A 24,424-nucleotide genomic window follows, 5' to 3' on the forward strand; every position below is an offset into this window, starting at 1 on the left:
ATGAAAAAAAAGACGAGATCTTATAGGATCTCGTCTTTTTTCTTTTGGATATATTTTAAAATTCCATCCGGATATAATATTTTTTCTTTCTGAATGAATGCCGTAATAGGAATCCATTTCGCATACGCTACTGTTTGCTCACCTTGTATATTTAATATTTTCATTTCATATAGTGATGTGTCTAATAAACGCAAAGAATATAGTTGAATGATTTCATGACCAATGCCCCCATCTAGATGAAAGACATTTTCTAAACAACCTAAATAATTGATGATTTCTATCTCCGTATGAAGCTCTTCTGTAAACTCCCGAATAACAGTATGTGCTGATTTTTCATCAAGTTCAATGGAACCGCCAAGAGGACGATAATATGTTTCGCCTTCTGTATGATATTCTTGTACGAGAAGGCGATCTTGATGTACAGCAAGACCGAAAGCTTTTGCACGTGGATACATATAGAATCACTCCTTATTTGTTTCGTATAAGGACGATTATAATGTATGGTGTGATAAAAGTATCGTGTATTTAAGTGTGTGGTCTAACTGTAATTCCATCAAATAAGTCTTTCCAAAATGCTTCATTGTATTGGTATACATCCATAATAGGACATTTCATAACGCAAGTACGTTGTAATCCCCAATCTTCTTGGGTGATAGTTGGTATATCGGCAGGAATTAGTAATAGGACAGAGAATGTATGTGTAACGATTTGAGATAAAATTTGTTCTAGGGAACATGCTTCTTCATATGTTCCTCCAGTTCGAATAAACAATATGGATTCTGCCGTTTCAATTGTAGTTAGAAAACGATTAATTCGATGTTCATAGTTTAACTTAATTTCTGTATAAGAAGGCCAATAATTTGGTGTGTTTACATCTGTTTTAAAGTCATGACAGGAGTCAATTTCATAAAGGTTGTCCCTTAATCTTAATTTGGCATCATCATCCCAAAATGAGATGAAGGATAGATTTTCGAAATTTAAAAAACGGTCAAATCGATTTTGTAATAAAAAATTTACTTTCGTTAATGAAGGACTTAGCATAAAATCAATAACGCCAAAAAATGGTGATAATTCTAATTGATATAATGCCCAAGCAGGCCAACAGTTTTGTCCTAAGCTGAATACTGCGTTATAGTTTTGTTTTAGATTGGATAGATTCATGTGAAGTATCTCATCCTTTTTGCTATTATTTTATGTCACTCATAAAGGGTATGTGAAAAGAGATATACAAGCATATTTGTAAAGAATAAGCAGAAATATGTTACAATAGAAAAAAATCGAACGAGGTGGTTGTTACGATGCGATCGAAGCGAGAACAAGCCATTTTAGACAATATAAAAGAATGGGAAGCGCAATTAGTTGAGCAAGAAGCGACCGATTTTCAAAAAGTGTTTGATAAATGGTTACATACTACAGTTGCGAAATTACCTGAGAAAAAGCGAAAAGAATTCTTCACGAAAGCAGATGGATGGCTCTTTCATTTGCATGCATTTATTCAAAGTTCACAAGCACAGTTAGACGCACGTAATCGGATTTTAGGAACATCGAGATTATTTGATGAATCGATTGAACAGCTTGAAGATTTGAAAGCATTATCTATTGATCAGTTAACATACATAGCAGAGCAGCAAACAGCACGTCATCGTCTATATTCATTTGTGCAAGGCGGGGCGACAGGTGCTGGAGGTTTATTATTATTAACGGCGGATTTTCCGGTTATGATCGCGTTAAATGTGAAGGCGGTCCAACTTATTGCAACATCATTTGGACATGATGTGAACAAGCCATATGAAATGATGCTTGCGTTAAAGGTGTTTCACGCGTCATTACTACCAGGAAGACTTCAGCAATACGCATGGTACAATTTATTGCAAGAGCTGGAACAAGAAGATTCGTTCTTTTATGAAGGAGACGAAGCAGTGTTACAAACAGCTTCTACTGAAGTTGTGTTAAAACAAATTTTGAAGACATTTTCGATTTATGCTCTTCGTCGTAAATTATTCCAAGGTATTCCGGTAATTGGAATGGCAATTGGATCTACAGTGAATTATCGTTTAACAAGAAACGTTACTGAATTTGCAAATAGATTTTATCAAGTGCGCCATATAGTCGAGAAAGAAAAAAGAGCATAAAAAAAAGCGAGAGGCCGAAGCCTTTCGCTTTTTTAATTTGTTGCATGTTTTTTGGACATTGGAACAGATACTGGCTGTTTTTCTGCTGTTTTTTCTGTTTTTGGATAATAAATTAAATCCAATGTTTTTGCCTGTACGGCAATCGAAAGAATAGTAAAAGCAATTTCAGTCCAATTTAAATAATATAATGAAAGCGCAAGAACAATCGCGTCAAAGACGAAGAAAATTTGCCCAATTGTAAAACGAGTTCGTTTACTTAATACAATTGTTAAAATATCGTCTCCACCGGTTGCACCGCCAAATCGCAATATAAAACCGAGTCCAATACCAGCTAACGCACCGCCAACTACTGCAGCTATAAATAAGTTATTTGATAAATCTACCGTAAATGGAGAATAATTTTCCATAAAGGAATAAAATACTCCGAATGAAATTGAACCTAAGAATGAATAGCCAACCATTTTTTTACCTAAAAATGAAGCACACAGTAAAATAATTGGGATATCCATTAATACAGTTGAAATAGATGGTGAAATATCATAAAAGTTTTGAATGAATAGTGCAATTCCTACAAATCCACCTTCTGTTAAGTGGTTTTGAAAGTGAATATGATATAGCGCTGCTGCTAAAATAAATGAACCGATTAAAACCATAAAAATTTCTTTAATAATTTGCCGACTTTGGATGTTCCTCATCGTTATTCCTTCTTTCCGTAGTTAGTAGTCCTTTTTGTGTTGTAAACTAACTACGAGCTCACATGTAGCTTTCAGTTAGTTTACGAAAAAACTAACTACGCTATATGTCGCTGAAGAAATAACGAATAATCCTCTCGTCCATCAATTCTCCCTACCTTCGTTTTAGTTTAAGTCTTAAAACGACTAAACAAAACGTGGAGTAGGATTCGTCATTTAGCAATCCTGCTCTTCTTTGTTTTGTTTAGTTAGTAACAATTAAGTCCTAAACAAAACGCTATGTGTAAGAAGAGTCTTTTTTTTGCCAAATTATCCTTCGGGCAATCATAATTTCCCCACTCTCGTATTTTTTTCGCTAGACTAAAGTATCTGAGCTGAAAAATACGCTACGTGTATGATTCGTCAATACGATGCCACATGCTCCTTCGAGCGATCATGATATCAAAATCCCTTCCTTCAAGATTTATACTATTATATCATACTTTTAAAAAATGTATGCGGATGGAAACCGACAATAAACGGAGGGAATCTACAAAAAATGTTATGTTTAAATATTTTTGTAGAAAAGCCTAAGTTATTTCGGAGGATTGGACAGTTTGTAACGGTTTGTCCAATAAGTAAGAAAAAAAGGGTTTTATTCAGTTGTATTCTTTTCATCACTTTTATCTTTAAAAAACGCATCCCAACTAATCACACTTAAAAAAGTTAAAGCGATAATAACGAAAGCACGCATAAGCTTTAGACCCCCCTTTGTACATAGTATATGAATCATTCGATTCGGAATGTGTCATTTTTTTACAAGTCTTAACTATTATGAGAGTATATTAATATAGATAGATGAAGGGGAGAGTGAAGATATGCTAAAAGACATGTTCAAAAGAAAAGAATTAATATGCATTTCATGTCAGAAAAAAATTCAATATGAAGAAGAGCTTGTTGCTTTTGTAAAGTTGCCGAAAGAAAGAAGTATATTAGTTGGTCCATTCGATGTATGTTTGGCAAAAACAGCACAAGAAATATATTGTAAATCATGTTACGACAAAAAAGCATGACCCAAAGTAATTGAGGGGCATGCTTTTTTCATTGGTGTGCTTTCCCCTCAGATACATTTTGAGTGAGTCGATACCAAAGCCAAAGGTCATTAATGATAGAAGCAAGATCGGCAATTTCTGAATTTAGTTTACAAGAAACTTCGAAATCTTCTTCGTTATTTAAATAATGTTGTTTTGTATTAATATAGTGCTCAAGTTCTTTTATACGATCAGGAATTTTCCCGCGAACTTGTTCCCATTTTAGTAAAATAGCATGTTGCATTTTTTCGGGGATTTCTTCCCAGTCTTCTTGTAAATGTGGAATTTCAATTCCTAGATGTTCATCGTATAAGAAATACTTTTCCATAAGTTCACCCCCGTTTTCCTGCTTATATTGTACAGAAAAACAGAAAGAAGTTCGACGAAATTGTTTGAAAAAATTTGAAAATGACTCTTGATACATTTTGTGAAAGGTGGTAAAGTGTGAATTATTATAAAAGAAAATGAATATTTATTCTTTAGGGGGATGCAAAATGGAGAAGAAAAAAGTTGTATTAGCATATTCCGGAGGTCTTGATACTTCCGTTGCAATTAAATGGTTACAAGAGAAGAATTATGATATTATCGCGCTTTGTTTAGACTTAGGGGAAGGTAAAGACTTAGCATTTGTAAAAGAAAAGGCACTTTCAGTAGGTGCAATTAAATCATATATGATTGATGTTCAAGAAGAATTTGCAAACGAATATGCATTGATGGCGATGCAAGCACACACATTATACGAAGGGAAATACCCTCTTGTCTCTGCATTATCTCGTCCGCTTATTGCGAAGAAATTAGTGGAAATCGCAGAACAAGAAGGCGCAACTGCAGTTGCACACGGATGTACAGGGAAAGGAAATGACCAAGTTCGTTTTGAAGTTTCTATCCAAGCATTAAATCCTTACTTAGAAGTGATTGCGCCTGTACGTGAATGGAAATGGTCACGTGAAGAAGAAATTGCATATGCAAAAGAAAACGATGTACCAATTCCGATTAATTTAGATAGCCCGTTTTCAATCGATCAAAACTTATGGGGACGCAGCAACGAATGTGGAATTTTAGAAGATCCATGGGCAGCGCCGCCAGAAGATGCATATGAGATGACATTGGCATTAGAAGATACACCGAATAAACCAGAGTTTGTAGAAATCGGATTTGAAGCAGGAGTACCGACTACTTTAAATGGCACTGCATATTCACTTGCAGAATTAATTAAAACGTTAAATGCGCTTGCTGGAAAACACGGCGTTGGACGTATTGATCACGTAGAAAATCGTCTTGTCGGTATTAAATCTCGTGAAGTATACGAATGCCCAGCAGCAATGACGTTAATCACTGCGCATAAAGAGTTGGAAGATTTAACACACGTAAAAGAAGTAGCACATTTTAAACCAGTGATTGAACAGAAAATAACAGAACTTATTTATAATGGTTTATGGTTCTCGCCTTTAAAACAAGCGCTACATGCATTTTTACAAGAAACGCAAAAGAATGTAACAGGTACAGTGCGTGTGAAATTATTTAAAGGTCATGCGATTGTAGAAGGACGTAAATCTGAATACTCTTTATACGATGAAAAATTAGCAACATATACTGCTCAAGATGAATTTAATCATGATGCAGCAGTTGGATTCATTTCATTATTCGGTTTACCGACGAAAGTATACAGCCAAGTGAATCAAAAGAAGGTGGAAGCGTGAGCAAACTTTGGGGTGGACGTTTTACAGAAGAAGCGGAAGCGTGGGTTGAAGAGTTCGGAGCATCCATCTCTTTCGATCAACAATTAGTAAATCAAGATATAAAAGGAAGTATTGCACACGTAACGATGCTAGCAAAGCAAGGCATCGTTACGAAAGAAGAGGCAGAGAAAATAAAGATAGGTCTTCAATATTTATTAGAAGAAGCGAAACAAAATAAATTGCATTTTTCGGTTGAAGCTGAAGATATTCATTTAAATATTGAAAAGATGTTAATTGAAAAAATCGGTGAAGTAGGAGGGAAACTTCATACAGGCCGAAGTCGTAACGATCAAGTGGCGACAGATATGCATTTGTATTTAAAAGAAAAGGTAGAACATATTATAAAAGCTACAAAACAATTGCAAACTGTTCTTGTTCATCAAGCAGAAAATAACATTGAGACAATTATGCCTGGCTATACGCATTTACAGCGTGCCCAGCCGATTTCATTTGCTCATCATATTCTTGCTTACTTTTGGATGTTAGAGCGTGATGTGAATCGTTATGAAGATTCATTAAAGCGTATTAATATCTCCCCATTAGGAGCAGGAGCGCTAGCTGGGACGACATTCCCGATCGACCGAGAATATAGTGCGGAACTTCTTGGGTTTAATGGAATCTATGAAAATAGTTTAGATGCAGTAAGTGATCGTGATTTCATACTGGAGTTTTTAAGTAACTCATCTATGCTTATGATGCACTTATCACGCTTTTGTGAAGAACTTATTTTATGGAGTAGCCAAGAGTTTCAATTTATTGAAATGAGCGATCAATACGCGACAGGAAGCAGCATTATGCCGCAAAAGAAAAATCCGGATATGGCGGAACTAATCCGTGGTAAAACAGGCAGAGTATACGGTAATTTATTCAGTTTACTTACAGTAATGAAAGGATTACCACTCGCTTACAATAAAGACTTACAAGAAGATAAAGAAGGAATGTTTGATACAGTCAAAACAGTAGAAGGATGCCTTCATATTATGGCGGGCATGCTTGAAACGATGACTGTAAACAAAGAAAAAATGGGGCAAGCTGTGACGCAAGATTTCTCCAACGCAACAGAAATTGCCGACTACTTAGCAAACAAAGGACTACCATTCCGTCAAGCTCATGAAATTGTTGGGAAGTTAGTGCTACATTGCACACAAAAAGGAATTTATTTATTAGATGTCCCGCTTGAAACATATCAAGAAATGAGCTCTTTATTTGAAGAAGATTTGTATGAAGTTCTTTCACCATATGCGGCTGTAAAGCGTCGTAACAGTGCTGGTGGGACAGGGTTTGAACAAATCAAAAACGCTTTGGAGAAGGCGAAGGGGTTAGTTGGAGAGTTTGTTAGAAGTTGATTGATTTTATAGGGAAGAAGGTACGCTAATCTTGATGGAGAGAAGCTTACCTTCTTTTTTTTATAGCCCAAAATTAATCATACTTATGTCGATCTTCCGTAATTCGAATATACTCAATATCCATCAAATCACGAAGCAATGCACCATTACTTAGTTCAACGCCATGTTTCTCTTTAAAATGAGTGCGAATCGTATCTAGCATTTCAATTTCTTTTCCGTTCACGTCTAAAATAATGCGTTCAGAATCATCCATATAGCATCCTCCTTTTTTACACATATATATTTTGTCCGTCTATTTCTAAAAAATGTATGTTAACGTAATGTTAGGAAATAAGAAAGGGATGAAAAATGAGACGTATTTATTTTATAGGGCTAATTTTGTACACGCTAATTGTATTGCATGTTGCATTCCCAAATATCTTTTCATTTGAGGATTTAGAAACAGTACACGTTGCGATATTTATTTTTGCTCTATTTGTAGTAGATTGCTTTATTTCTATATGGCTTTCGAAAAGAAAAGATATACAAGGCAAAAAAGAAATGGAACGGAAAAAGAGAAAACGTTCATTTTGGATGATGACGTACTGTTTGTCTTTAGTGCTTACTGCTGCTTTTTTTAGTGAGCATATTCCATTAGAAAGATTAAATATTGGATTTGGAGCGTTCGTATTCACATACTATTTTTTTATGCACTTTCTTCCTTATATGAAAGAAAAGCGAGGAGAAGAGGAAAATCCGCTTGTAGAAGAAGCGAAAGAACAAGAGCATAAGAGAATAGAAGAAGATATAAAGAAACTTGGAGAACAAAAGTGGTATTTAAAATCAAAAATCATATACGTTCTTTGCTTTATTACGCCACCAATTGGTTATTTGTACGTTTTCTTATTTCGTAAAAAAATGACAGAAGGTGCAAGACGAACGTACTTAACGGTTGCGACAATCATGATGGCATTATGGTCTTTGAAGTTTCTGCCGCCTTATGTATTGGCAATTACCGTTGTTGTCGTAGCATGTCTTGTATTTATAGTGAAATTTATAAAATGAAAACACGAAGTCTAATATGTAACACTGAATTTAAAATAGTTAAAAATATATAAGATATACTACACGACGACACATGTTGTTTAGCAATGTAGTTTTAAAGTGTAGAAACACTTAGCTTGATACGCTTGTTTTTTATCAATACATTCATCAAAGTAACAATAAAGTCGTTTCTGTAATGATTTAAGAAAGGAATAACCTATTTAATAACTACATGATACTGAATACAGTCTTTCATGTATTGTTATAAGAAGAAAAACAAGGGCCAGTGTTATTAAACTAACAGATAGATTAAAGTAAGAAATGTTATACTATAATTTGTTTAGTAATAATAGGAGGAATAATAATGGTTCAATCAATAGTTCATATCGCATTAGTAGTAAAAGACTACGATGAGGCAATAGAGTTTTATACAAAGAAACTAAATTTTACATTGGTCCAAGATATATATCAGCCAGAGCAAAATAAAAGATGGGTAGTGGTATCTCCTCCTGGTTCAGTCGGCACGACAATATTACTGGCTAGAGCATCTAAACCTGAGCAAGATTCTTTTATCGGTAACCAATCAGGCGGTAGAGTTTTTCTTTTCTTAAATACTGACGATTTTTGGAGAGATTATAATGAAATGATCTCAAGAGGAATAGAATTTGTGAGAGAACCGCAAGAGCAAGAATATGGAACAGTTGCAGTATTCAAAGATTTATACGGGAATTTATGGGATTTGTTACAATTAAAAGATGACCATCCAATCGCTCAAAGAATTAAGTAGAATACAGTTTAAAGTTTATTAAATAATCAATTGGAAAATGGGGATTTTGAAGTGTTCTTTGATTTTGTGGAGTGGATTGATATTTTAAAATCCATACAAGAGTAGAGAAAAACAGAGAAGATTTATTCCTATGAATAAAAATAAAGGCATGTCGTGAAAAAAGGAGTGGATTTCCCACCCCTTTTTTAGTTTATTATCATTGTTTAACAATATGTGTTTATTGTTCATTCGAGCCTCGAACTTAATTTTCCTTATCCTTCGGTAAAATATGTGGACTTGGTGTTTTATCTGTAAATTAAAGATCACCTTGCTCCTCATCACCACGAACAACAAGGACATCGCATTTCGCATAGCGAATAATATGTTCAGAGACGCTACCGATTAGGAAGCGTTCAACAGCATTTAAACCAGTCGCACCACACATAATTAAATCTACTTTATGGTTTGGAGCGATTTCTTTTGAAATTTTAGATTTAGGATTACCAAATTCTAATACAGTTTCAATTTTTTCAAGACCAGCTTCAAGCGCAGTTTTTTTGTAGTCTTCTAATAAGTCTTCTGCAAATAGATTTGCACGTTCAGCAATTGCACGGCTATAAGCCTCTACTGCTGAGTACGCTTTTACATCAACGATATGAGCGATTGTTAATGTTGCATTGTTGCGCTTTGCGACTTGAATTGCTTTTTTAAAGGCTTTTTCTGCTTCTTTAGAACCATCCACCGCGATTAAAATATTTGTATATGTATTATTCATAGTCAATTCCTCCCAATCTGTTTTATAACTGTTTACAACTTAATTATAAAACAAATTTTGGTAACGTGCTTGCCAGAAACGTTACAGAATTTTGAAAACTCTGTTTCAATTCATTTTAGTTGTAATTGGAGCGAGAACTTGTTACATATGAAGTATAGCAATTTAAAAGGGGGCAGTTTTGTGAGACATGCGCTCATTACAGCCGGTACGAAAGGTTTAGGAAAGCAAGTAACAGAAAAGTTATTGGCTAAAGGCTATTCAGTAACAGTAACGTACCATAGCGATATCACCGCTATGGAAACGATGAAAGAAACATATAAAGATGTGGAAGAGCGTCTACAATTCGTGCAAGCAGATGTCACGAAGAAGGAAGATTTACATAAAATAGTAGAAGAAGCGATGAGCCGTTTTGGCAAAATTGACTTTTTAATTAATAATGCTGGTCCATATGTATTTGAACGAAAAAAGTTAGTTGATTATGAAGAAGATGAATGGAATGAAATGATTCAGGGAAATTTAACAGCGGTATTTCATTTATTAAAACTTGTCGTTCCGGTCATGAGAAAACAGAACTTTGGCCGTATTATTAATTACGGATTTCAAGGGGCGGATAGTGCACCGGGATGGATTTATCGTTCAGCTTTTGCAGCGGCGAAAGTAGGACTTGTTTCATTAACGAAAACAGTTGCTTATGAAGAAGCGGAGTATGGTATTACTGCGAACATGGTATGTCCTGGTGATATTATTGGCGATATGAAAGAGGCGACTATTCAAGAAGCACGTCAGCTAAAAGAGCATAACACACCGATTGGTAGATCTGGAACAGGTGAAGATATTGCAAGAACCATTTCGTTTTTATGTGAGGACGATTCCGATATGATTACCGGTACAATTATTGAAGTGACTGGTGCAGTGGATGTTATTCATAGACATCGATAGAATAAAATAAGATGAAGTTTCAAATAATTGGACAGTTTATCCATTGTGCTGAGAGGTGCGGATAATACTGTCTTTTAATATAAAATTAAATCTATCGGAAAACTTGTATTATTTTTTGTCAAATATTGAGATATTATGTTAAAATATAAGAGCGTAGAAAGCGCTTTAAAAAATGATTCAGGGGTCATTTCATAACTCAAGGGGGAACTAATCATGCGTATCGGTATTCCAACAGAAATTAAAAACAATGAAAACCGTGTGGCAATGACGCCAGCGGGAGCAGTACATTTAGTACAAAATGGTCATGAAGTTTTTGTTCAAAAAGGAGCAGGTTTAGGATCTGGTTTTACGGATGAAGAATACGTACAAGCTGGTGCGAAACTTGTAGAAACTGCTGAAGAAGCATGGAATCAAGATATGGTTATGAAGGTAAAAGAGCCAGTAGCAAGTGAATACGGCTATTTCCGTGAAGGTTTAATTTTATTCACATACTTACACTTAGCTCCAGAACCAGAATTAACGAAAGCATTAATCGATAACAAAGTTGCATCAATTGCATACGAAACAGTACAATTAGACAATCGTTCTTTACCATTACTTGCACCTATGAGTGAAGTAGCTGGTCGTATGTCTGCACAAATCGGTGCACAATTCCTTGAGAAAAACAAAGGCGGTAAAGGTATTTTACTTGCAGGCGTTCCAGGGGTAAAACGCGGCAAAGTAACAATCATCGGCGGTGGTCAAGCTGGTACAAATGCAGCTAAGATTGCAGTAGGTTTAGGTGCAGATGTAACAATCATTGACTTAAGTGCAGAACGTCTTCGTCAATTAGATGATATTTTCGGTAACCAAGTAAAAACATTAATGTCTAATCCATACAACATTGCAGAAGCTGTTAAAGAATCTGACCTTGTTATTGGAGCAGTATTAATTCCAGGTGCAAAAGCGCCAAAACTTGTAACTGAAGAAATGATTCAATCAATGGAACCAGGTTCTGTCGTTGTAGATATTGCGATTGACCAAGGTGGTATTTTCGAAACAACTAATCGTATTACAACTCATGACAACCCAACTTACGAAAAACATGGCGTTGTTCATTATGCAGTTGCTAATATGCCAGGTGCGGTTCCACGTACGTCAACTCTTGCATTAACAAACGTAACAGTACCATATGCAGTACAAATTGCTAACAAAGGCTATAAAGATGCTTGCCTAGGCAACTCTGCATTATTAAAAGGTATTAACACATTAGATGGATATGTAACATTCGAAGCAGTTGCAGAAGCTCACGGCTTACAATACGCTGATGCGAAAGAGCTACTTGAAAAAGCTCCTGCTTTATCATAATAGAAATACATTTGAGACCTTCCTTTTCATAAGGAGGGTCTTTTTTATATGGGGAAATAATATGTGAATAATTGTTATTTACTGGTGTAAATCGATTTTTATTATGATAATTTAGAATTATATAATAAAAAGGGGGATTCAATGGGGAGTAAAAAAAGGAAGTAAAAGCAAGCTAAAAGACAAAAGTACATAAAGAAAAAACAGGAACAGAACATACCTTTTTCACAAAAAGTAGTCATTATGATAGAAAAAACATTCCGGTATATTTGTATGGCTCTGTATGTAATTTTGTGTATGTATTCATTTGGAGTGTTTTACAGTTTTGGGATAACTCCCAATATTATTGAGAGCATTCTAGAATTTATACTTGTTGTAATAGAATTAGCCTTATTCGTTATACTCTTTGCTACAGTATGGCCTAGTCATGAAAGTAAAAAAGATAGAAAAAGAAGCAAAAAATCTTCATACGCTTCAAGCTCATCAAGTGGATTCGGTCACTACAGTAGTAGTGATTGTAGTAGCTCAAGTGATGGTGGAGGAGATTGCGGAGGTGGTGGAGATTAAGTTAATTTTTCAGAAGAACGACTAACGAAAGGATGGGATGAAATATGGAAACTGTGAACTTAATAGAATTAACAAAAGACATTCAAGATCAACATAAAAACTTCGTCGTTTCAAATATAAACAGTCATTGTTTACGAATCGCTGTATTTACTGGTGAATATGATTGGCACTATCATTCTAATTCGGATGAATTATTTATTGTGCTAGAGGGAGAATTACTTATTGATTTTGAAGATGGAGAAACAGCGGTTTTAAAGCCAAATGATTCTATTTTAATTCCAGCATGTACGATTCATAGAACGAGAGCGTTAAAGAGAACGGTAAATCTTTGTTTTGAACATATAGAGGCTAATACGATTAAAGTGGAGCAATTATGAAAAAATTATCTGTAGCCGATTATAGAAAAGTTCTTCCGGTTTTAGAAGGTAATACAAGAACGACGACGTTTGCTTATGCGGTATGTGATCAAATGATAGATGGCGAGGTTTTTATAAACGGGCAATTAACAGCAGGACTAATCCGTACAGCTAACGGTATCTATTATTTATTTGGTGATACGGATGATCAAAATTATAACGAAGAGTTATTTTCATATTTAAAAACGGCTATTGAAAAAACAGAGAAGAGATTTACACTGTTCACTTCGAGTGAAGAGTGGGAAATGATGATAGAAGAGCGTTTTAGTAATGTACTTCGGAACATCCCGCGAATGAAATTTCAAAGCGTAACCTTTGAAGAGAGTCAACGAGATTTTAACAAAAATACATATGAAGTGAAGCGTATTGATAGAAGAGATATAGAGCGCAGCAGTGAATTTAAAGAGGAGTACTACAAAGAGTATTGGGGATCAAAAGAAATGTTTTTGAACAGTGGTTTTGGATTTTGTATAGAACAAGATGGGATAATTGTAGCTGAATGTGTCTCAATATTTAGCGGGAATGGTTTTGCTGAAATAGATATTGCAACACATGAAGCGCATCAAGGGAAAGGATTAGCTCAAGCTGTTGCAACAAGGTTCATTGAACATTGCATGCAAAATGACATTATACCGAGCTGGGATTGTTATGTAGACAATATTCCTTCGCGAAAATTAGCTAGTAAATTAAGTTTTTATCATCCAATAGAATATAGTTTGTTTGTACGTAAGAAAACGGGGGAATAAAAATGAATGTAGAATTAACAAGATTTAAAGTTAAGCCTGGTAAGAGTCATCGAGTAGATGAATGGATGCAGCTTCTTAATGGCAATTTGAAAGAAGTGCTTTTGACATTAAACGACGAAAAAATGTACGTTGAGACAATTTTCCGGGAAATAAGAGATGGAGAAGAGTACTTATATTGGTATTCTGTGCAAGGAGAAGGTGGTATTTTTGTCGAAAATTCGCATCATGAAATTGATAAAAAGCACTTAGCATTTTGGTATGAATGTATCGATGAAGAAGCACCATCTATTGATATGAAAACAGAAGTTGTTATGATTCAAGATGTTGTGAAGGAAGCGATGAAATAATAGATTGTTATTTTATAACCGTAAAATGATCTTCTTTTTTGTTGGAATATATATTATTGGAGATGCTGTAGGATGAAAATTAGTAATAAATATATCACTCTCGGTGAAATAGAAATAATAAGAGAACCTTTAAATAAATTGCATGAATATCATAATAATAAATCAAAACATTTTTCTGGTGATTATCCAAGAATGACATTTGAGGAACGTATTGAAAATTATAAACAGAATTCAAATTACGGAGAATATAGAATTGAATTATTAGTTGAGGCGGAAACAGATGATATATTAGGGTTTTGTATAGCGTATAGTAAAAGTGTAAGCGGAAAGATTGAAGTTTTATTCGTTGATGAAAAATACCGAAGAAACGGATTTGGCTTAAAATTAATGAATAGTGCAGTGGAATGGTTTAAAGCGAAGAAGATAGATGAAATTGAATTAACAGTAGTGTATGGAAATGAAGCTGTATCGTTTTATGAAAAGTTGGGGTTCTATCCTCGTTCAATTATTATGGCAACTAAGTCATAACGATAGTATGGGGAGAGAGGAGTGGGAGTTTTTGCTTCAAAAAAATGATTCATATTTTACTAAAATATATGTGAAAAGCGCATCAAAATGGATGTGCTTTTTATTATGAAACAATTTATAAAAGCTGCATTTGGATGTCTTTAAGTGAAAATAAAGAGGGATACTGAGAATATTTTAGGATAAACTATAAAGTGAAACTTTAATCAGTGTGGGGTTCATCCCCCATCTAACTTCTTGCTTCCGCTGAATTTTGATGTGAGGTCTTACTGCCCGTTAATGCGGGATAAAGAAATAAAAAACACCAAACCAAAAGACTTACCAATATACGGTATAGTCGTAACAGGAAAAATAGAGGATTTACAAAGTTTACAAGGGTCACCGTATATTAAGGCTGCTGTAAGAGGTGTAACAGTTGAGAAATATTGATTACAAGTAATTAATGTGAATAATCAGAAAATTTATGTTATAATATGGGAAAAGGAGGTTTATATGAGGCAAATACATGGAGCAATTTATATTTACATAACAATGTTTTTCGTGGCGATATCCTATGGATTGGGGCACGTGTATTCGCATCCTATACTAACTTTTTTAAGTGGAGCATGTATGGCGTTTGCGCTTCTTGTCCACCTTTTCTCAGTTTGGATCGTGAAATTTCAATTAAATATTAGTGAAATAGAAGAAGGCACTTTTTGAGTGGCCTTCTTTTTTAATAATATTTTGGAAGCTCTTGTAGCAATTTTTCAATTTCGAATTCGGTTTCTTCACATATAGAAAGTGTGCGTAGTCTGAAAAATAAGCTACGTAAGAAAGATTTTGTATTTCCATATAAAAACTCGTACGATTCAATAGGTAGTGCTTGTTTTTGGACCAGTAATTGAGCTACTAAGTCACGAAGGGCTAATATGAGTATTTCTTCTTTTAGGCCATTTTGCAGCATTGCGACAATCGGATAAACGAGACGCTCGTCTTCTTCATATTTGTAGTAAATAGAATGGACACAAACTTTGTTTAACAAAGTTTTTAATATCTCTTCGTAATGTAAAGTTTCTAGTTTAGGACTATGAACAAGCGCCTCAAATGTATCGGAAGCATGTGCGATACTATGTGCCCAGCCGTGGCCTTGCACATATCCGCGGAAATCATGTTCATTGTGCATATATAGAATTAATTGATCTTTTACAGTTAAAATATCATTCTGTGATAAGAAATTATGAGTTGTATCTGCATCTATAATGAGCGCAATTAATAAGGTCGTAAATGCACGAGTAAATACAGCATCTTCATCATCTGAATGAATCTTATACAATAAATATTTTTCACCGATGCTTTCTAATAATAGTTTCTGTAATTGTGTGTGTGAAAGGTAGCGATTTTTGATGAGATGATAAAAAGTAGAGTAGATGAGTTTGTCCCTTAAGTAGCTATCAGTAACACCGATATGTTCAAGCATACTGGAACTTAAAGAATCAATATGAAGTGTGTTATCTATGATGTAATTATTATTACGAATTTTTTCTAACTGTTGTTGTAACATATAAACCTCCTGTTTTAGAAAATTCTGTATTTTTATAATATAATAAGAGGAAGAAATAGACAATAAATAAGTGCATTTGAATGGAGAGGGCATTATGAAGAGAGCATTATTCTTTTTTATTAGTATTTTCTTTTTAGGAAGCTGTTCCATTTCGTATGTTAATTTTTCTAGCGAGAGCAAAAGTTGGACTGGACAATATAAAGGGCATATTAAGGATGACAGTGAAGATGGAATGTTTACGTTTCAGTACAAGGGCGGAGATGGGAATACAGAATTTAAAAACTTAGAGATTGCTATTAATGGAGCCTTTAGTACAATGACACAAACGTCAGAAGTTCATAAAGGAGCAAGGGTTGAAATAAAATCTTCTTGTGTAAGTTGTGCACCTCTATCTAAAGATGAACCGATAGAAGTTGTAATTAAATGGAATGATAAGTATGAGGAGAAGATGGTGTTAAATTTGAAATAGCCTAAAGTAAGGAGTTAAAAATGAATAGGCATATGAAAATTGTTATGTTTTTAAGTGTATTTCTAGTCATATTATCAGCTTGTACTACAAAACAAGTAGAGCAGGTAACGGTAAAAGAAGTCCCTAAAGAAGGGTATATCATATTAAGAAATGACACGGTATTTTTTGCCGATGATAAAACGTTTAACATAAAAGTAGAGTTGCAAAATTATATAGAACAACAAATGAATAAAGAGCATCCATCACATATAGTCTTGAGCTTTAAGGACAAAGACGCATATAAACAGTTAAAAACAGGGGATAAAATAAAAGTATGGTTTTCTCAAATACTTGAAAGCTATCCAGCAAGAATGATTGTAGAGAAATTTGAAATAGTAGAGGAATAAAAAAAGGCAGCATTCACGCTGCCTTTTTATTATTTTACAAATTGTAATTCTTTCGGGAATTTCGTTAAAATTTCTGATCCGTCTTTTGTAATGTAAATATCATCTTCAATACGAACGCCACCTACGTTTGGTACGTAAATACCAGGTTCGATTGTGAAGACCATACCTTCTTTTAATGGAGACTCGTTACCAGCTTTTACATCTGGATATTCGTGTACGCTAATTCCAAGTCCATGACCAAGTCGGTGCGGGAAGAAGTCTCCGTAACCTGCATCTGCGATAACAGAACGAGCAGCGTTATCGATTGCGCCAAGTGTAACACCTGGTTTACATGCTTCAACTGCTTGTAGTTGTCCAGCAAGTACAGTGTTGTAAATGCGAGTTTGCTCTTCAGAAATCTCACCGAATGCTACTGTACGTGTAATATCAGAGCAATAACCTTCAATGATTACACCTAAATCAAATAGTACGAAATCACCGCGCTTCATTTTGTTTGCGCCAGGAATACCGTGTGGAAGAGCAGAGTTTGCACCCGCTAATACCATCGTATCAAATGACATCTTATGTATGCCTTTTGTTTTTAATTCGTGTTCAATAATTGCTAATACTTCTAGCTCGCTACGGTTTTCTTTAATTGCATTTACACCAACTTCAACAGCGTAGTCCGCCATTTTAGCTGCTTCGCGTAAAATAGAAAGTTCTTTTTCATCTTTAATTAAACGAAGTTCGCGAACTTTCTCCTCAGCTGATTTGAAAGCTGCATTTGGGAATAATTTCGTTAATTCTTCGTAGCGCTCTACGTTTAAATGTTCTTTTTCAATTGCAACTGCATTTGCATTGATGCCGCGGTCTTTAATTGCTTTTGCAATCATATCCCATGGTCTGTCAGTATCAGTAAATCCAATAATTTCATGTGCCCAGCCAGCGTTACGTGCTTGACCTTCTTCCATTTTAGGACAAATTAAAATAGGTTCTTTTTCTTGGAATACAAACATACCAAGTAATCTTTCATGCGGTTCACAGTGGAAGTTCGTCATGTAGAAGACGTTCGGTGTAGAAGTTAAGAACGCAGCTTCTACGTTTTTTTCTTTTAGCCATTGCATTAAATTTTCTAATCTAGCATTCATCGATTGGCACCCCCGAGATATTTAATTACAAATATAACTTTAACTCGGAAGAAAGCGTTATGACAAGTAAATAGATGTTAGAAAAGACAGGGAATTGAAAAATCATGTAGAATAAAAAGTGAGAATGTGAATAGGGGAGGAATGTAATAATGAAAGTATCTTATCATGGGCATTCAGTTGTGAAAATTGAGGCGAATGGAAAAGTTATTTTAATTGACCCGTTTTTAACAGGTAATCCGAAAACAGATTTAAAAGCTGAAGATGTAAAAGTGGATGCAATCCTTTTATCGCATGGACACGGTGATCATGTTGGAGATACAGTAGAACTTGCGAAGAAAAATAATGCAGTTGTTGTAGCGCCATTTGAACTAGCAACATTTTTAAGTTGGCAAGGTGTAAATACACATCCGATGCATATTGGTGGTTCACATGAATTTGACTTCGGAAAAGTGAAGTTTACACAAGCATTCCACGGCTCTAGTTATATTGATGAAGCAAATAAGACGATTACATATACAGGTATGCCAGCAGGTATTTTATTTACAGCAGAAGAGAAAACAGTGTACCACGCAGGAGATACTGCACTATTCTCTGATATGAAGTTAATTGGGGAATTAAATAAAGTTGATCTAGCATTTTTACCAATTGGTGATAATTTCACAATGGGACCAGAAGATGCTGTACTAGCGGCAAAATGGATTAATGCGAAAACTGTTGTACCGATGCATTACAATACGTTCCCAGTTATTGAACAAGATCCATATCAATTTGTAGAAAAGCTACAAAATTGTACAGGGAAAGTATTAGAAGCTGGAGAAAGTATTACACTATAGAAAAGAAACCCTTCATTTGAAAAGAAAAGTGAAGGGTTTTTACGTGTGTAGGACAGCTTTTAATGCTTGTATTTGTTTTGGTGATTCTTTTCTTTTTGTACGTGGTTGTTCAGGTGTTTCATTCAATTCCATTGCAACTTTTTTCCCATCTACGAAAGCTAAAAATACAGCACCTACAACCTCTAAAAATTTTTTCATCATGTGTACGCTCCTTTGTTTTATTTCTTGTCTTCATTGTATAGGGAATCAAGTGGGCGAACTATCGAATGAGATGACAATAGCATTACATTGTTGTAATAGAATGACTGGTGGAATGTAAGAGTCATTTTGTTATAAAAAAAATAGTACAGGTATGCAAAGAGAGAGTGTAACAGTTTTGAAAATATAGTATACTGAAAGTACAACACATGAAGAATTTAGGGAAAAGAAAGTATGGTGAAACCATTTGGCTACCAAGCATAACCAAATTTTAGAACATATTAATAGCCTGCCAGTAGGCCATAAAATTTCTGTAAGACAAATTGCGAAAGATTTGAGTGTAAGTGAAGGGACAGCTTACCGTGCAATTAAAGATGCAGAAAATAAAGGGTATGTTAGTACAATTGAACGTGTCGGAACAATTCGAATTGAACAAAAGAAGAAAGAAAATATCGAAAAACTGACATATGCAGAAGTCGTTAACATTGTCGACGGTCAAGTACTTGGGGGCAGAGAAGGACTACATAAAACATTAAATAAATTCGTAATCGGAGCTATGAAATTAGAAGCGATGATGCGCTATACAGAAGCTGGGAATTTACTCATTATTGGTAACCGTACGAATGCACATCAATTAGCGCTAGAAACTGGAGCTGCTGTATTAATTACGGGTGGATTTGATACGGAAGATCATGTGAAGAAATTAGCAGACGAATTAAAGCTGCCGATTATTTCAAGTAGCTACGATACATTTACGGTCGCAACGTTAATTAACCGTGCAATTTATGATCAACTGATTAAGAAAGAAATTGTACTTGTTGAGGATATTTTAACACCAATTGAAGAAACGTTATATTTAAAGCCACATGATACAGTACAGCAATGGCATGCATATAATGAAGAGACAATGCACGGAAGATATCCAATTGTCGATGAAAATAAAAAAGTGCTAGGAATCGTAACTTCAAAAGACATGATCGGTGTAGCGAAAGAAACACCAATTGATAAAGTAATGACAAAACACCCAATTACAGTGAATGGTAAAATGTCTGTCGCAGCTGCGGCACGTATGATGGTGTGGGAAGGAATTGAATTACTTCCTGTCGTTGAGGAAGGAAATAAACTGCAAGGTATCATTAGCCGTCAAGATGTACTTCAGGCACTGCAAATGATTCAACGTCAGCCACAAGTTGGAGAAACAATTGATGATATTGTAACGAATCAATTTATGACGCCAAAAGAAGCGAAAAATGAGCATCTATATCAATTTTCAGTGACGCCGCAAATGACGAACTCAATCGGAACGTTATCGTACGGTGTATTTGCAACAATTGTGACAGAAGCGACAAATCGCGTCATTCGTGCGCAAAAGAAAAGCGATTTAATTGTTGAAAACTTAACGATTTATTTCGTAAAACCAGTTCAAATTGATAATGTTGTATCCGTTCATCCGAAAGTATTAGAAATTGGACGTAAATTTGGTAAGGTTGATGTAGAAGTGCATCATGAAGGTAATGTTGTTGGAAAAGCATTACTTATGGTGCAGTTAATCGATAAATAAAAAGATGGAACAAATCGTTTTGATTTGTTCCATCTTTTTTTGCTAAAAGGATAGAACTAGTAAGAAGTTTGAAAATATGGAAATGAGAAATCAAAAAACTAGCAGGATATGTATAAGAGTGGGTAGAAAATGGTTTTTGAGTCGGGAAAGTTTACGCTACGAATCATTAAGGGATAATATGCAGCACTATATGAACTAGGGGGAGCAGAATGGATTTTTACATTAAAAATCAGTTATGTAAGCAATATAATTTAAATAGTTGTACGAAAGTTTCATTATTGCATGGGGGAGAAAATCAAACATATATATTCGAATCGGATAAAAATAAATTTGTAGTTAGGCAGTATAGAGAAGGACGTTATAAAGTCGAGCAAATAGAAGCTGAAATACATTGGTTAATAGCGTTACAAAAACAAATGTTAGTACCAGAAGTAGTTGTAAATAAAAATGGTGAATGGATCACATCTGTGATGAAAGCTGAGGGGAGTATTCAGTATTTTGTTGTCTTTCGGTTTATAAACGGAAGTGAAGTCTTAGAACCGAAGAATAGGGATTATGAAAAACTTGGATCATTAATGCGAATGTTTCATGAAAAAACGAATGGAGTTCTCAAGGAAGTGCCGCAAGATTGGATAGGTTATGTAAGGCCCATATATAGTGAACAAAAGACAATTCAAGAGCCTTTGCAACAATTATTAGATGCGTCATTTCTGTCTCATGCGGAGAAGAATAAGTGCTTGAGAATCGCACAGAGAATACAAGAACTTGCAGGCTCAATTTCACTGGGAGAAAAGCAATTTGTTCATGGAGATATGCATTTTGGAAATATTCTTGTAGACAAAGAGGATTGGTATTTACTCGATTTTGATGAATGTGGATATGGATATAAAGAATTTGATATTGGTGTTCCTAGATTACATTTAATTGCTTCAGGACAGTTAAACGAGTGTTGGGAGTATTTTATGATGGGATATGGGGAAAATGTTTCGGAAGCAGTTATCCGACTTGGAACTGCTTCAAGACTTTTTTATATGGCAGGAAAGATTCCAGCAAGGCTTGATATCGATCCTATTAGAAAAAATCCTGGTGCCTTTATTCAGCGGTATATTCAGTATACTGAAAAAGAATTATGTGGAGAGACCGTTATATAAAAAGACAGAATATTGATTTATCTAGATTGCAGACTGTGCTATAATTACATTGTAAGAAAATGGATTTTGGGAAGGTGGTATACATTATGTCGTCAGCCGTACTCTTTTTTGGTAGTATCGCACTATTTTACTTTCTTGTAATGATACCGATCCAATATTTATATTTACAAGGTTTACATGAAAAAAAGGAAAAGACAGGATTATCTCAGCGAGAGCTATATGAAAAAATGTCTTTTGGAGAAGAACAATTACATTTTCACGTACAAGGTAACCCATTTAATATACCATCTGCGTTTGTCGCATATATGATTTTAAAAGTTAGAGGACGTAAAAAAGCATCACAATTTTGATGCTTTTTTACGTTGTTTCATAGACTTCTGCTTCTTTAACTGCTAATGGTAAGAAATGTTTGTATTGGCGAAATCCATTAAATACACTTGCACTACCAAATAGAACGAATAAGATACCAACGATAATACGAGCGGTTGAAAGTTCTAAAAAGAATTGGTTTATCCCGAAGAATAAGACGAATGAACCGAGTGCCATTGCGGATTTTCCAGAGAGCCAACCTTTCTCCATTGGGCGGTTTGTACGAAAGTATTTTGTTTTGTAGAAGAGATACAACATAAATGAGACGATAATACAGAAGACTAATACTGGCATAATGAACACTCCCATCGTTTTATGAAAAAAATAGTGGAGAAAAAAGAAATATCTAAACTTTCTAACTTTTATTATAAAGCAATTGTTCGCATGTATGAAATACTTTCCGTTATAATGAGAGATAAAGTGAAGAAGTTGATTAAAAAGGAGATTATACATATGCATGAGCAAATTTTAGGAGCAATTAAAGAGTTTGATACAATTATTATTCATCGCCACGTGCGTCCGGATCCAGATGCATTAGGTTCACAGGGTGGCCTTGGTACAATTCTAAAAGAATCGTTTCCAGAGAAAAATATTTATACGGTTGGGTACAATGAACCGTCGTTAGCATACTTACGAGTAATGGATGATATTGAAGATAGTATATACGAAAATGCGCTTGTTATTGTTTGTGATACTGCGAATCAAGAACGTGTTGACGATCAACGCTATACAAAAGGGAAGATGTTAATTAAAATTGATCATCACCCAAATGAAGATCCATATGGAGATATTACGTGGGTAGATACGACAGCGAGTTCGACAAGTGAAATGATTTATGAGTTTTATAACTATGGAAAAGATAAAGGATTAAAAATAACAAAAGAAGCAGCCCGCCTTATTTTAGCAGGAATTGTTGGAGATACAGGTCGTTTCTTATTCCCAAATACGACAGCAAAAACACTTCGTTACGTAAGTGAGCTTGTTGACATGGGTGTGAAATTCACAGATTTATACAATGAAATGTATAAGACAAAAGAAAAAATTGCTCGTTTAAACGGTTATATTTTACAAAACTTTACGATGGTAGAAGAAGGAGCAGCTTACATTAAATTAACGAAAGAAGTATTAGAAGAATTTGATGTACTTCCTTCTGAAGCATCTGGTGTTGTTGGAGCGCTTGGCAATATTGATGGATTAAAGGCGTGGGTTCTATTTTTAGAGGAAGACGACGTAATTCGTGTTCGTCTTCGTTCAAAAGGACCAGTTATAAACAAATTGGCAATGCAATATAACGGCGGAGGACATCCGATGGCTTCTGGTGCCAAGGCATCTTCTTGGGAAGAAGCGGATCGTCTTTTTGCTGATTTACGTGAGATTTGTAAATAAGGGACTATATGTTAGAACGAAAAGAAGGAGCGGCGCTAAAGCCCTCCTTCTTTATTTTTCCTTTTCTATAGTAATGCTAATTTCAAGCACTGTATCAAAAGATATTGTATCGACTTTAAAACGGTATAGTCGATCGTAATGTTTGTACGTTTTGTTTTCGATTACCTTTTTGAGTAGATCTTTATTTTTTGCGATACTTTGAATGTTTTTCGTTAAAAGATGCTGGAGATCATTATGGATAGATGTAGTCATATTTTCGAGTGTAAGATTGTCTAAATCGTATTTTTCTCGATTGATAAGTTTTATTTTAATCTCTTGAATGGTTAAGAGCCGTTTATTTTCAGTGTTCAATTTTTCTTGATCTTCGAGAAGGACGTGGAGTTTTGCTTCTTGTTTTTCTATAATTTCTCTTTGTTCTGCTATTTTACTAGCTTGTTCTTCTTGAAAAACACCGTATATGTACAAAAAAATAAACCAGCTCAACACGCCTCCAACAGCAGCACCAGCTAATACTAAGTACCATCTTTTTGCTGTATTGGCACTTGGTACTCTCATACATGTTCCTGCGTTAGCCATTTAATAATAATGAGACCTGTTTGCATACCACCAGTCGCGAAAAAAATAAGGAGAATTTGTTTTACGATATCTTTCATATCTCCGCCAAAGAAACTTCTTTCAAAGCTATAAAAGGTATCGAATGTTCCACCAATTGCTGCAACGAGTGCCCAAATTCTTAAATTTTGGGCGAATTGATTAATGTAAGTTAGAGCTGGTTTTCCGATAAGAAACGCACCAAATCCACCAATTAATGAACCGCCAAGTATAACCCCAAAGGCAATAAAATAACTAATAATAAGCAGAGAGAAAAAAGTATGTTCTCTTACATCCATCGTCATTCCCCTTTCTTCTTCATATATATGGACAAAGTATAAGAAGTATGTTTTGATTTCCGCTTTCCTCATCACCTATAATAAAAG

Annotated in this window: 33 protein-coding genes and 1 pseudogene; 22 read left to right on the forward strand and 12 right to left on the reverse strand. The window is 34.8% G+C overall.

Annotation, left to right across the window (positions count from 1 at the left end; genetic code table 11):
* Nucleotides 1–20 precede the first annotated feature (20 nt).
* Entirely contained in the window at nucleotides 21–455 is a 435-nt protein-coding gene (locus tag IBT51_RS16780) for an NUDIX hydrolase (RefSeq protein ID WP_200458491.1), read from the reverse strand.
* A 70-nt stretch (nucleotides 456–525) separates the two neighbouring features.
* Entirely contained in the window at nucleotides 526–1,161 is a 636-nt protein-coding gene (locus IBT51_RS16785) for a DUF1796 family putative cysteine peptidase (RefSeq protein WP_200458492.1), read from the reverse strand.
* Nucleotides 1,162–1,298: 137 nt separating this feature from the next.
* Between IBT51_RS16785 and IBT51_RS16790 the strand changes: the two genes are divergently transcribed.
* Nucleotides 1,299–2,132, forward strand: a complete 834-nt coding sequence (locus tag IBT51_RS16790; protein ID WP_001256853.1) for an EcsC family protein — start codon at nucleotides 1,299–1,301, stop codon at nucleotides 2,130–2,132.
* A gap of 32 nt (nucleotides 2,133–2,164) precedes the next feature.
* On the opposite strand, the gene IBT51_RS16795 is transcribed toward IBT51_RS16790, so the two are convergent.
* On the reverse strand, nucleotides 2,165–2,827 hold the full coding sequence (locus IBT51_RS16795) for a YitT family protein (RefSeq protein ID WP_043935401.1): 663 nt from the start codon (nucleotides 2,825–2,827) through the stop codon (nucleotides 2,165–2,167).
* Nucleotides 2,828–3,681: 854 nt separating this feature from the next.
* Between IBT51_RS16795 and IBT51_RS16800 the strand changes: the two genes are divergently transcribed.
* Nucleotides 3,682–3,876: a hypothetical protein gene (locus tag IBT51_RS16800; RefSeq protein ID WP_000910273.1), complete on the forward strand. Its 195-nt coding sequence runs from the start codon at nucleotides 3,682–3,684 to the stop codon at nucleotides 3,874–3,876.
* Nucleotides 3,877–3,904: 28 nt separating this feature from the next.
* On the opposite strand, the gene IBT51_RS16805 is transcribed toward IBT51_RS16800, so the two are convergent.
* Nucleotides 3,905–4,222 (reverse strand): hypothetical protein, encoded by a 318-nt coding sequence (locus IBT51_RS16805; RefSeq protein ID WP_000417218.1) that lies wholly within the window; start codon nucleotides 4,220–4,222, stop codon nucleotides 3,905–3,907.
* A gap of 166 nt (nucleotides 4,223–4,388) precedes the next feature.
* Between IBT51_RS16805 and IBT51_RS16810 the strand changes: the two genes are divergently transcribed.
* Complete coding sequence (locus IBT51_RS16810; RefSeq protein ID WP_000412315.1) at nucleotides 4,389–5,594, forward strand: argininosuccinate synthase; 1,206 nt, start codon at nucleotides 4,389–4,391, stop codon at nucleotides 5,592–5,594.
* Nucleotides 5,591–6,979 carry an argininosuccinate lyase gene (gene argH / locus IBT51_RS16815; RefSeq protein WP_097821763.1) on the forward strand — a complete coding sequence of 463 codons (1,389 nt, stop codon included), beginning with the start codon at nucleotides 5,591–5,593 and terminating at the stop codon, nucleotides 6,977–6,979. Before IBT51_RS16810 ends, argH begins: the two co-directional genes overlap by 4 nt.
* A 73-nt stretch (nucleotides 6,980–7,052) precedes the next feature.
* Here argH and IBT51_RS16820 read toward each other — a convergent pair whose 3' ends face one another.
* Nucleotides 7,053–7,232 (reverse strand): hypothetical protein, encoded by a 180-nt coding sequence (locus tag IBT51_RS16820; protein WP_000342760.1) that lies wholly within the window; start codon nucleotides 7,230–7,232, stop codon nucleotides 7,053–7,055.
* A 95-nt stretch (nucleotides 7,233–7,327) separates the two neighbouring features.
* On the opposite strand from IBT51_RS16820, the gene IBT51_RS16825 reads away from it, so the two are divergent.
* Both IBT51_RS16825 and IBT51_RS16830 read left to right on the forward strand, forming a co-directional pair.
* The gene (locus IBT51_RS16825) at nucleotides 7,328–8,023 is read left to right on the forward strand and encodes a hypothetical protein (RefSeq protein ID WP_088024357.1); all 696 of its coding nucleotides are present in this window, start codon (nucleotides 7,328–7,330) and stop codon (nucleotides 8,021–8,023) included.
* A gap of 343 nt (nucleotides 8,024–8,366) precedes the next feature.
* Nucleotides 8,367–8,789 carry a VOC family protein gene (locus tag IBT51_RS16830; protein ID WP_000250791.1) on the forward strand — a complete coding sequence of 141 codons (423 nt, stop codon included), beginning with the start codon at nucleotides 8,367–8,369 and terminating at the stop codon, nucleotides 8,787–8,789.
* Between the two features lie 295 nt (nucleotides 8,790–9,084).
* Here IBT51_RS16830 and IBT51_RS16835 read toward each other — a convergent pair whose 3' ends face one another.
* Nucleotides 9,085–9,543, reverse strand: a complete 459-nt coding sequence (locus tag IBT51_RS16835; protein WP_001066672.1) for a universal stress protein — start codon at nucleotides 9,541–9,543, stop codon at nucleotides 9,085–9,087.
* 147 nt (nucleotides 9,544–9,690) lie between these two features.
* Here IBT51_RS16835 and IBT51_RS16840 point away from each other — a divergent pair, with 147 nt between their 5' ends.
* The 9 genes and pseudogenes from IBT51_RS16840 (at nucleotide 9,691) to IBT51_RS16880 (ending at nucleotide 15,126) form a co-directional block, all read left to right on the forward strand.
* A complete protein-coding gene (locus IBT51_RS16840; RefSeq protein ID WP_002024902.1) occupies nucleotides 9,691–10,482 on the forward strand; it encodes an SDR family oxidoreductase in 792 nt (263 codons plus the stop codon).
* Between the two features lie 213 nt (nucleotides 10,483–10,695).
* A complete protein-coding gene (gene ald / locus IBT51_RS16845; protein WP_200458493.1) occupies nucleotides 10,696–11,829 on the forward strand; it encodes an alanine dehydrogenase in 1,134 nt (377 codons plus the stop codon).
* 189 nt (nucleotides 11,830–12,018) lie between these two features.
* Nucleotides 12,019–12,393: a hypothetical protein gene (locus IBT51_RS16850; protein ID WP_249275610.1), complete on the forward strand. Its 375-nt coding sequence runs from the start codon at nucleotides 12,019–12,021 to the stop codon at nucleotides 12,391–12,393.
* 44 nt (nucleotides 12,394–12,437) lie between these two features.
* Nucleotides 12,438–12,770: a cupin domain-containing protein gene (locus IBT51_RS16855; protein ID WP_088024360.1), complete on the forward strand. Its 333-nt coding sequence runs from the start codon at nucleotides 12,438–12,440 to the stop codon at nucleotides 12,768–12,770.
* Entirely contained in the window at nucleotides 12,767–13,555 is a 789-nt protein-coding gene (locus IBT51_RS16860; protein ID WP_088024365.1) for a GNAT family N-acetyltransferase, read from the forward strand. Before IBT51_RS16855 ends, IBT51_RS16860 begins: the two co-directional genes overlap by 4 nt.
* 2 nt (nucleotides 13,556–13,557) lie before the next feature.
* Nucleotides 13,558–13,902 carry a DUF6176 family protein gene (locus IBT51_RS16865; protein WP_088024368.1) on the forward strand — a complete coding sequence of 115 codons (345 nt, stop codon included), beginning with the start codon at nucleotides 13,558–13,560 and terminating at the stop codon, nucleotides 13,900–13,902.
* 72 nt (nucleotides 13,903–13,974) lie between these two features.
* Nucleotides 13,975–14,430: a GNAT family N-acetyltransferase gene (locus tag IBT51_RS16870; RefSeq protein ID WP_000703678.1), complete on the forward strand. Its 456-nt coding sequence runs from the start codon at nucleotides 13,975–13,977 to the stop codon at nucleotides 14,428–14,430.
* Between the two features lie 285 nt (nucleotides 14,431–14,715).
* Nucleotides 14,716–14,856, forward strand: a pseudogene (locus IBT51_RS16875) (anti sigma factor C-terminal domain-containing protein); the annotation flags it as partial.
* A gap of 63 nt (nucleotides 14,857–14,919) precedes the next feature.
* Complete coding sequence (locus IBT51_RS16880; RefSeq protein ID WP_001248905.1) at nucleotides 14,920–15,126, forward strand: hypothetical protein; 207 nt, start codon at nucleotides 14,920–14,922, stop codon at nucleotides 15,124–15,126.
* Between the two features lie 13 nt (nucleotides 15,127–15,139).
* Here the strand turns inward: IBT51_RS16880 and IBT51_RS16885 are convergent, their stop codons facing one another.
* On the reverse strand, nucleotides 15,140–15,967 hold the full coding sequence (locus IBT51_RS16885; protein ID WP_088024370.1) for a DUF2785 domain-containing protein: 828 nt from the start codon (nucleotides 15,965–15,967) through the stop codon (nucleotides 15,140–15,142).
* Between the two features lie 94 nt (nucleotides 15,968–16,061).
* Between IBT51_RS16885 and IBT51_RS16890 the strand changes: the two genes are divergently transcribed.
* Nucleotides 16,062–16,436, forward strand: a complete 375-nt coding sequence (locus IBT51_RS16890) for a hypothetical protein (protein WP_140155676.1) — start codon at nucleotides 16,062–16,064, stop codon at nucleotides 16,434–16,436.
* Between the two features lie 20 nt (nucleotides 16,437–16,456).
* Complete coding sequence (locus IBT51_RS16895) at nucleotides 16,457–16,822, forward strand: DUF3221 domain-containing protein (protein WP_088024373.1); 366 nt, start codon at nucleotides 16,457–16,459, stop codon at nucleotides 16,820–16,822.
* 29 nt (nucleotides 16,823–16,851) lie between these two features.
* On the opposite strand, the gene pepQ is transcribed toward IBT51_RS16895, so the two are convergent.
* Nucleotides 16,852–17,949: a Xaa-Pro dipeptidase gene (gene pepQ / locus IBT51_RS16900; RefSeq protein WP_000994037.1), complete on the reverse strand. Its 1,098-nt coding sequence runs from the start codon at nucleotides 17,947–17,949 to the stop codon at nucleotides 16,852–16,854.
* Between the two features lie 149 nt (nucleotides 17,950–18,098).
* Here pepQ and IBT51_RS16905 point away from each other — a divergent pair, with 149 nt between their 5' ends.
* Entirely contained in the window at nucleotides 18,099–18,782 is a 684-nt protein-coding gene (locus tag IBT51_RS16905) for a metal-dependent hydrolase (RefSeq protein ID WP_000868922.1), read from the forward strand.
* Between the two features lie 39 nt (nucleotides 18,783–18,821).
* Here the strand turns inward: IBT51_RS16905 and IBT51_RS16910 are convergent, their stop codons facing one another.
* Nucleotides 18,822–18,983 carry a hypothetical protein gene (locus IBT51_RS16910; protein ID WP_000976017.1) on the reverse strand — a complete coding sequence of 54 codons (162 nt, stop codon included), beginning with the start codon at nucleotides 18,981–18,983 and terminating at the stop codon, nucleotides 18,822–18,824.
* Between the two features lie 244 nt (nucleotides 18,984–19,227).
* On the opposite strand from IBT51_RS16910, the gene IBT51_RS16915 reads away from it, so the two are divergent.
* The 3 genes from IBT51_RS16915 (at nucleotide 19,228) to IBT51_RS16925 (ending at nucleotide 22,042) form a co-directional block, all read left to right on the forward strand.
* Nucleotides 19,228–20,541: a CBS domain-containing protein gene (locus IBT51_RS16915; protein ID WP_000201579.1), complete on the forward strand. Its 1,314-nt coding sequence runs from the start codon at nucleotides 19,228–19,230 to the stop codon at nucleotides 20,539–20,541.
* A 209-nt stretch (nucleotides 20,542–20,750) separates the two neighbouring features.
* Nucleotides 20,751–21,692: a phosphotransferase enzyme family protein gene (locus tag IBT51_RS16920; protein ID WP_200458494.1), complete on the forward strand. Its 942-nt coding sequence runs from the start codon at nucleotides 20,751–20,753 to the stop codon at nucleotides 21,690–21,692.
* Nucleotides 21,693–21,778: 86 nt separating this feature from the next.
* Nucleotides 21,779–22,042 (forward strand): DUF3949 domain-containing protein, encoded by a 264-nt coding sequence (locus IBT51_RS16925; RefSeq protein WP_000093046.1) that lies wholly within the window; start codon nucleotides 21,779–21,781, stop codon nucleotides 22,040–22,042.
* 7 nt (nucleotides 22,043–22,049) lie between these two features.
* Here the strand turns inward: IBT51_RS16925 and IBT51_RS16930 are convergent, their stop codons facing one another.
* Nucleotides 22,050–22,355 (reverse strand): YtpI family protein, encoded by a 306-nt coding sequence (locus IBT51_RS16930; protein WP_001144766.1) that lies wholly within the window; start codon nucleotides 22,353–22,355, stop codon nucleotides 22,050–22,052.
* Nucleotides 22,356–22,514: 159 nt separating this feature from the next.
* Between IBT51_RS16930 and IBT51_RS16935 the strand changes: the two genes are divergently transcribed.
* Nucleotides 22,515–23,447 (forward strand): DHH family phosphoesterase, encoded by a 933-nt coding sequence (locus tag IBT51_RS16935; RefSeq protein WP_053563565.1) that lies wholly within the window; start codon nucleotides 22,515–22,517, stop codon nucleotides 23,445–23,447.
* A 51-nt stretch (nucleotides 23,448–23,498) separates the two neighbouring features.
* Here IBT51_RS16935 and ytrI read toward each other — a convergent pair whose 3' ends face one another.
* Complete coding sequence (gene ytrI, locus IBT51_RS16940; RefSeq protein WP_001265736.1) at nucleotides 23,499–24,002, reverse strand: sporulation membrane protein YtrI; 504 nt, start codon at nucleotides 24,000–24,002, stop codon at nucleotides 23,499–23,501.
* The gene (locus IBT51_RS16945) at nucleotides 23,999–24,412 is read right to left on the reverse strand and encodes a YtrH family sporulation protein (protein WP_002005839.1); all 414 of its coding nucleotides are present in this window, start codon (nucleotides 24,410–24,412) and stop codon (nucleotides 23,999–24,001) included. Before IBT51_RS16945 ends, ytrI begins: the two co-directional genes overlap by 4 nt.
* Nucleotides 24,413–24,424: the final 12 nt, after the last annotated feature.

The organism is Bacillus sp. S71 (assembly GCF_016625265.1).
GTDB classification, from domain to species: domain Bacteria; phylum Bacillota; class Bacilli; order Bacillales; family Bacillaceae_G; genus Bacillus_A; species Bacillus_A cereus.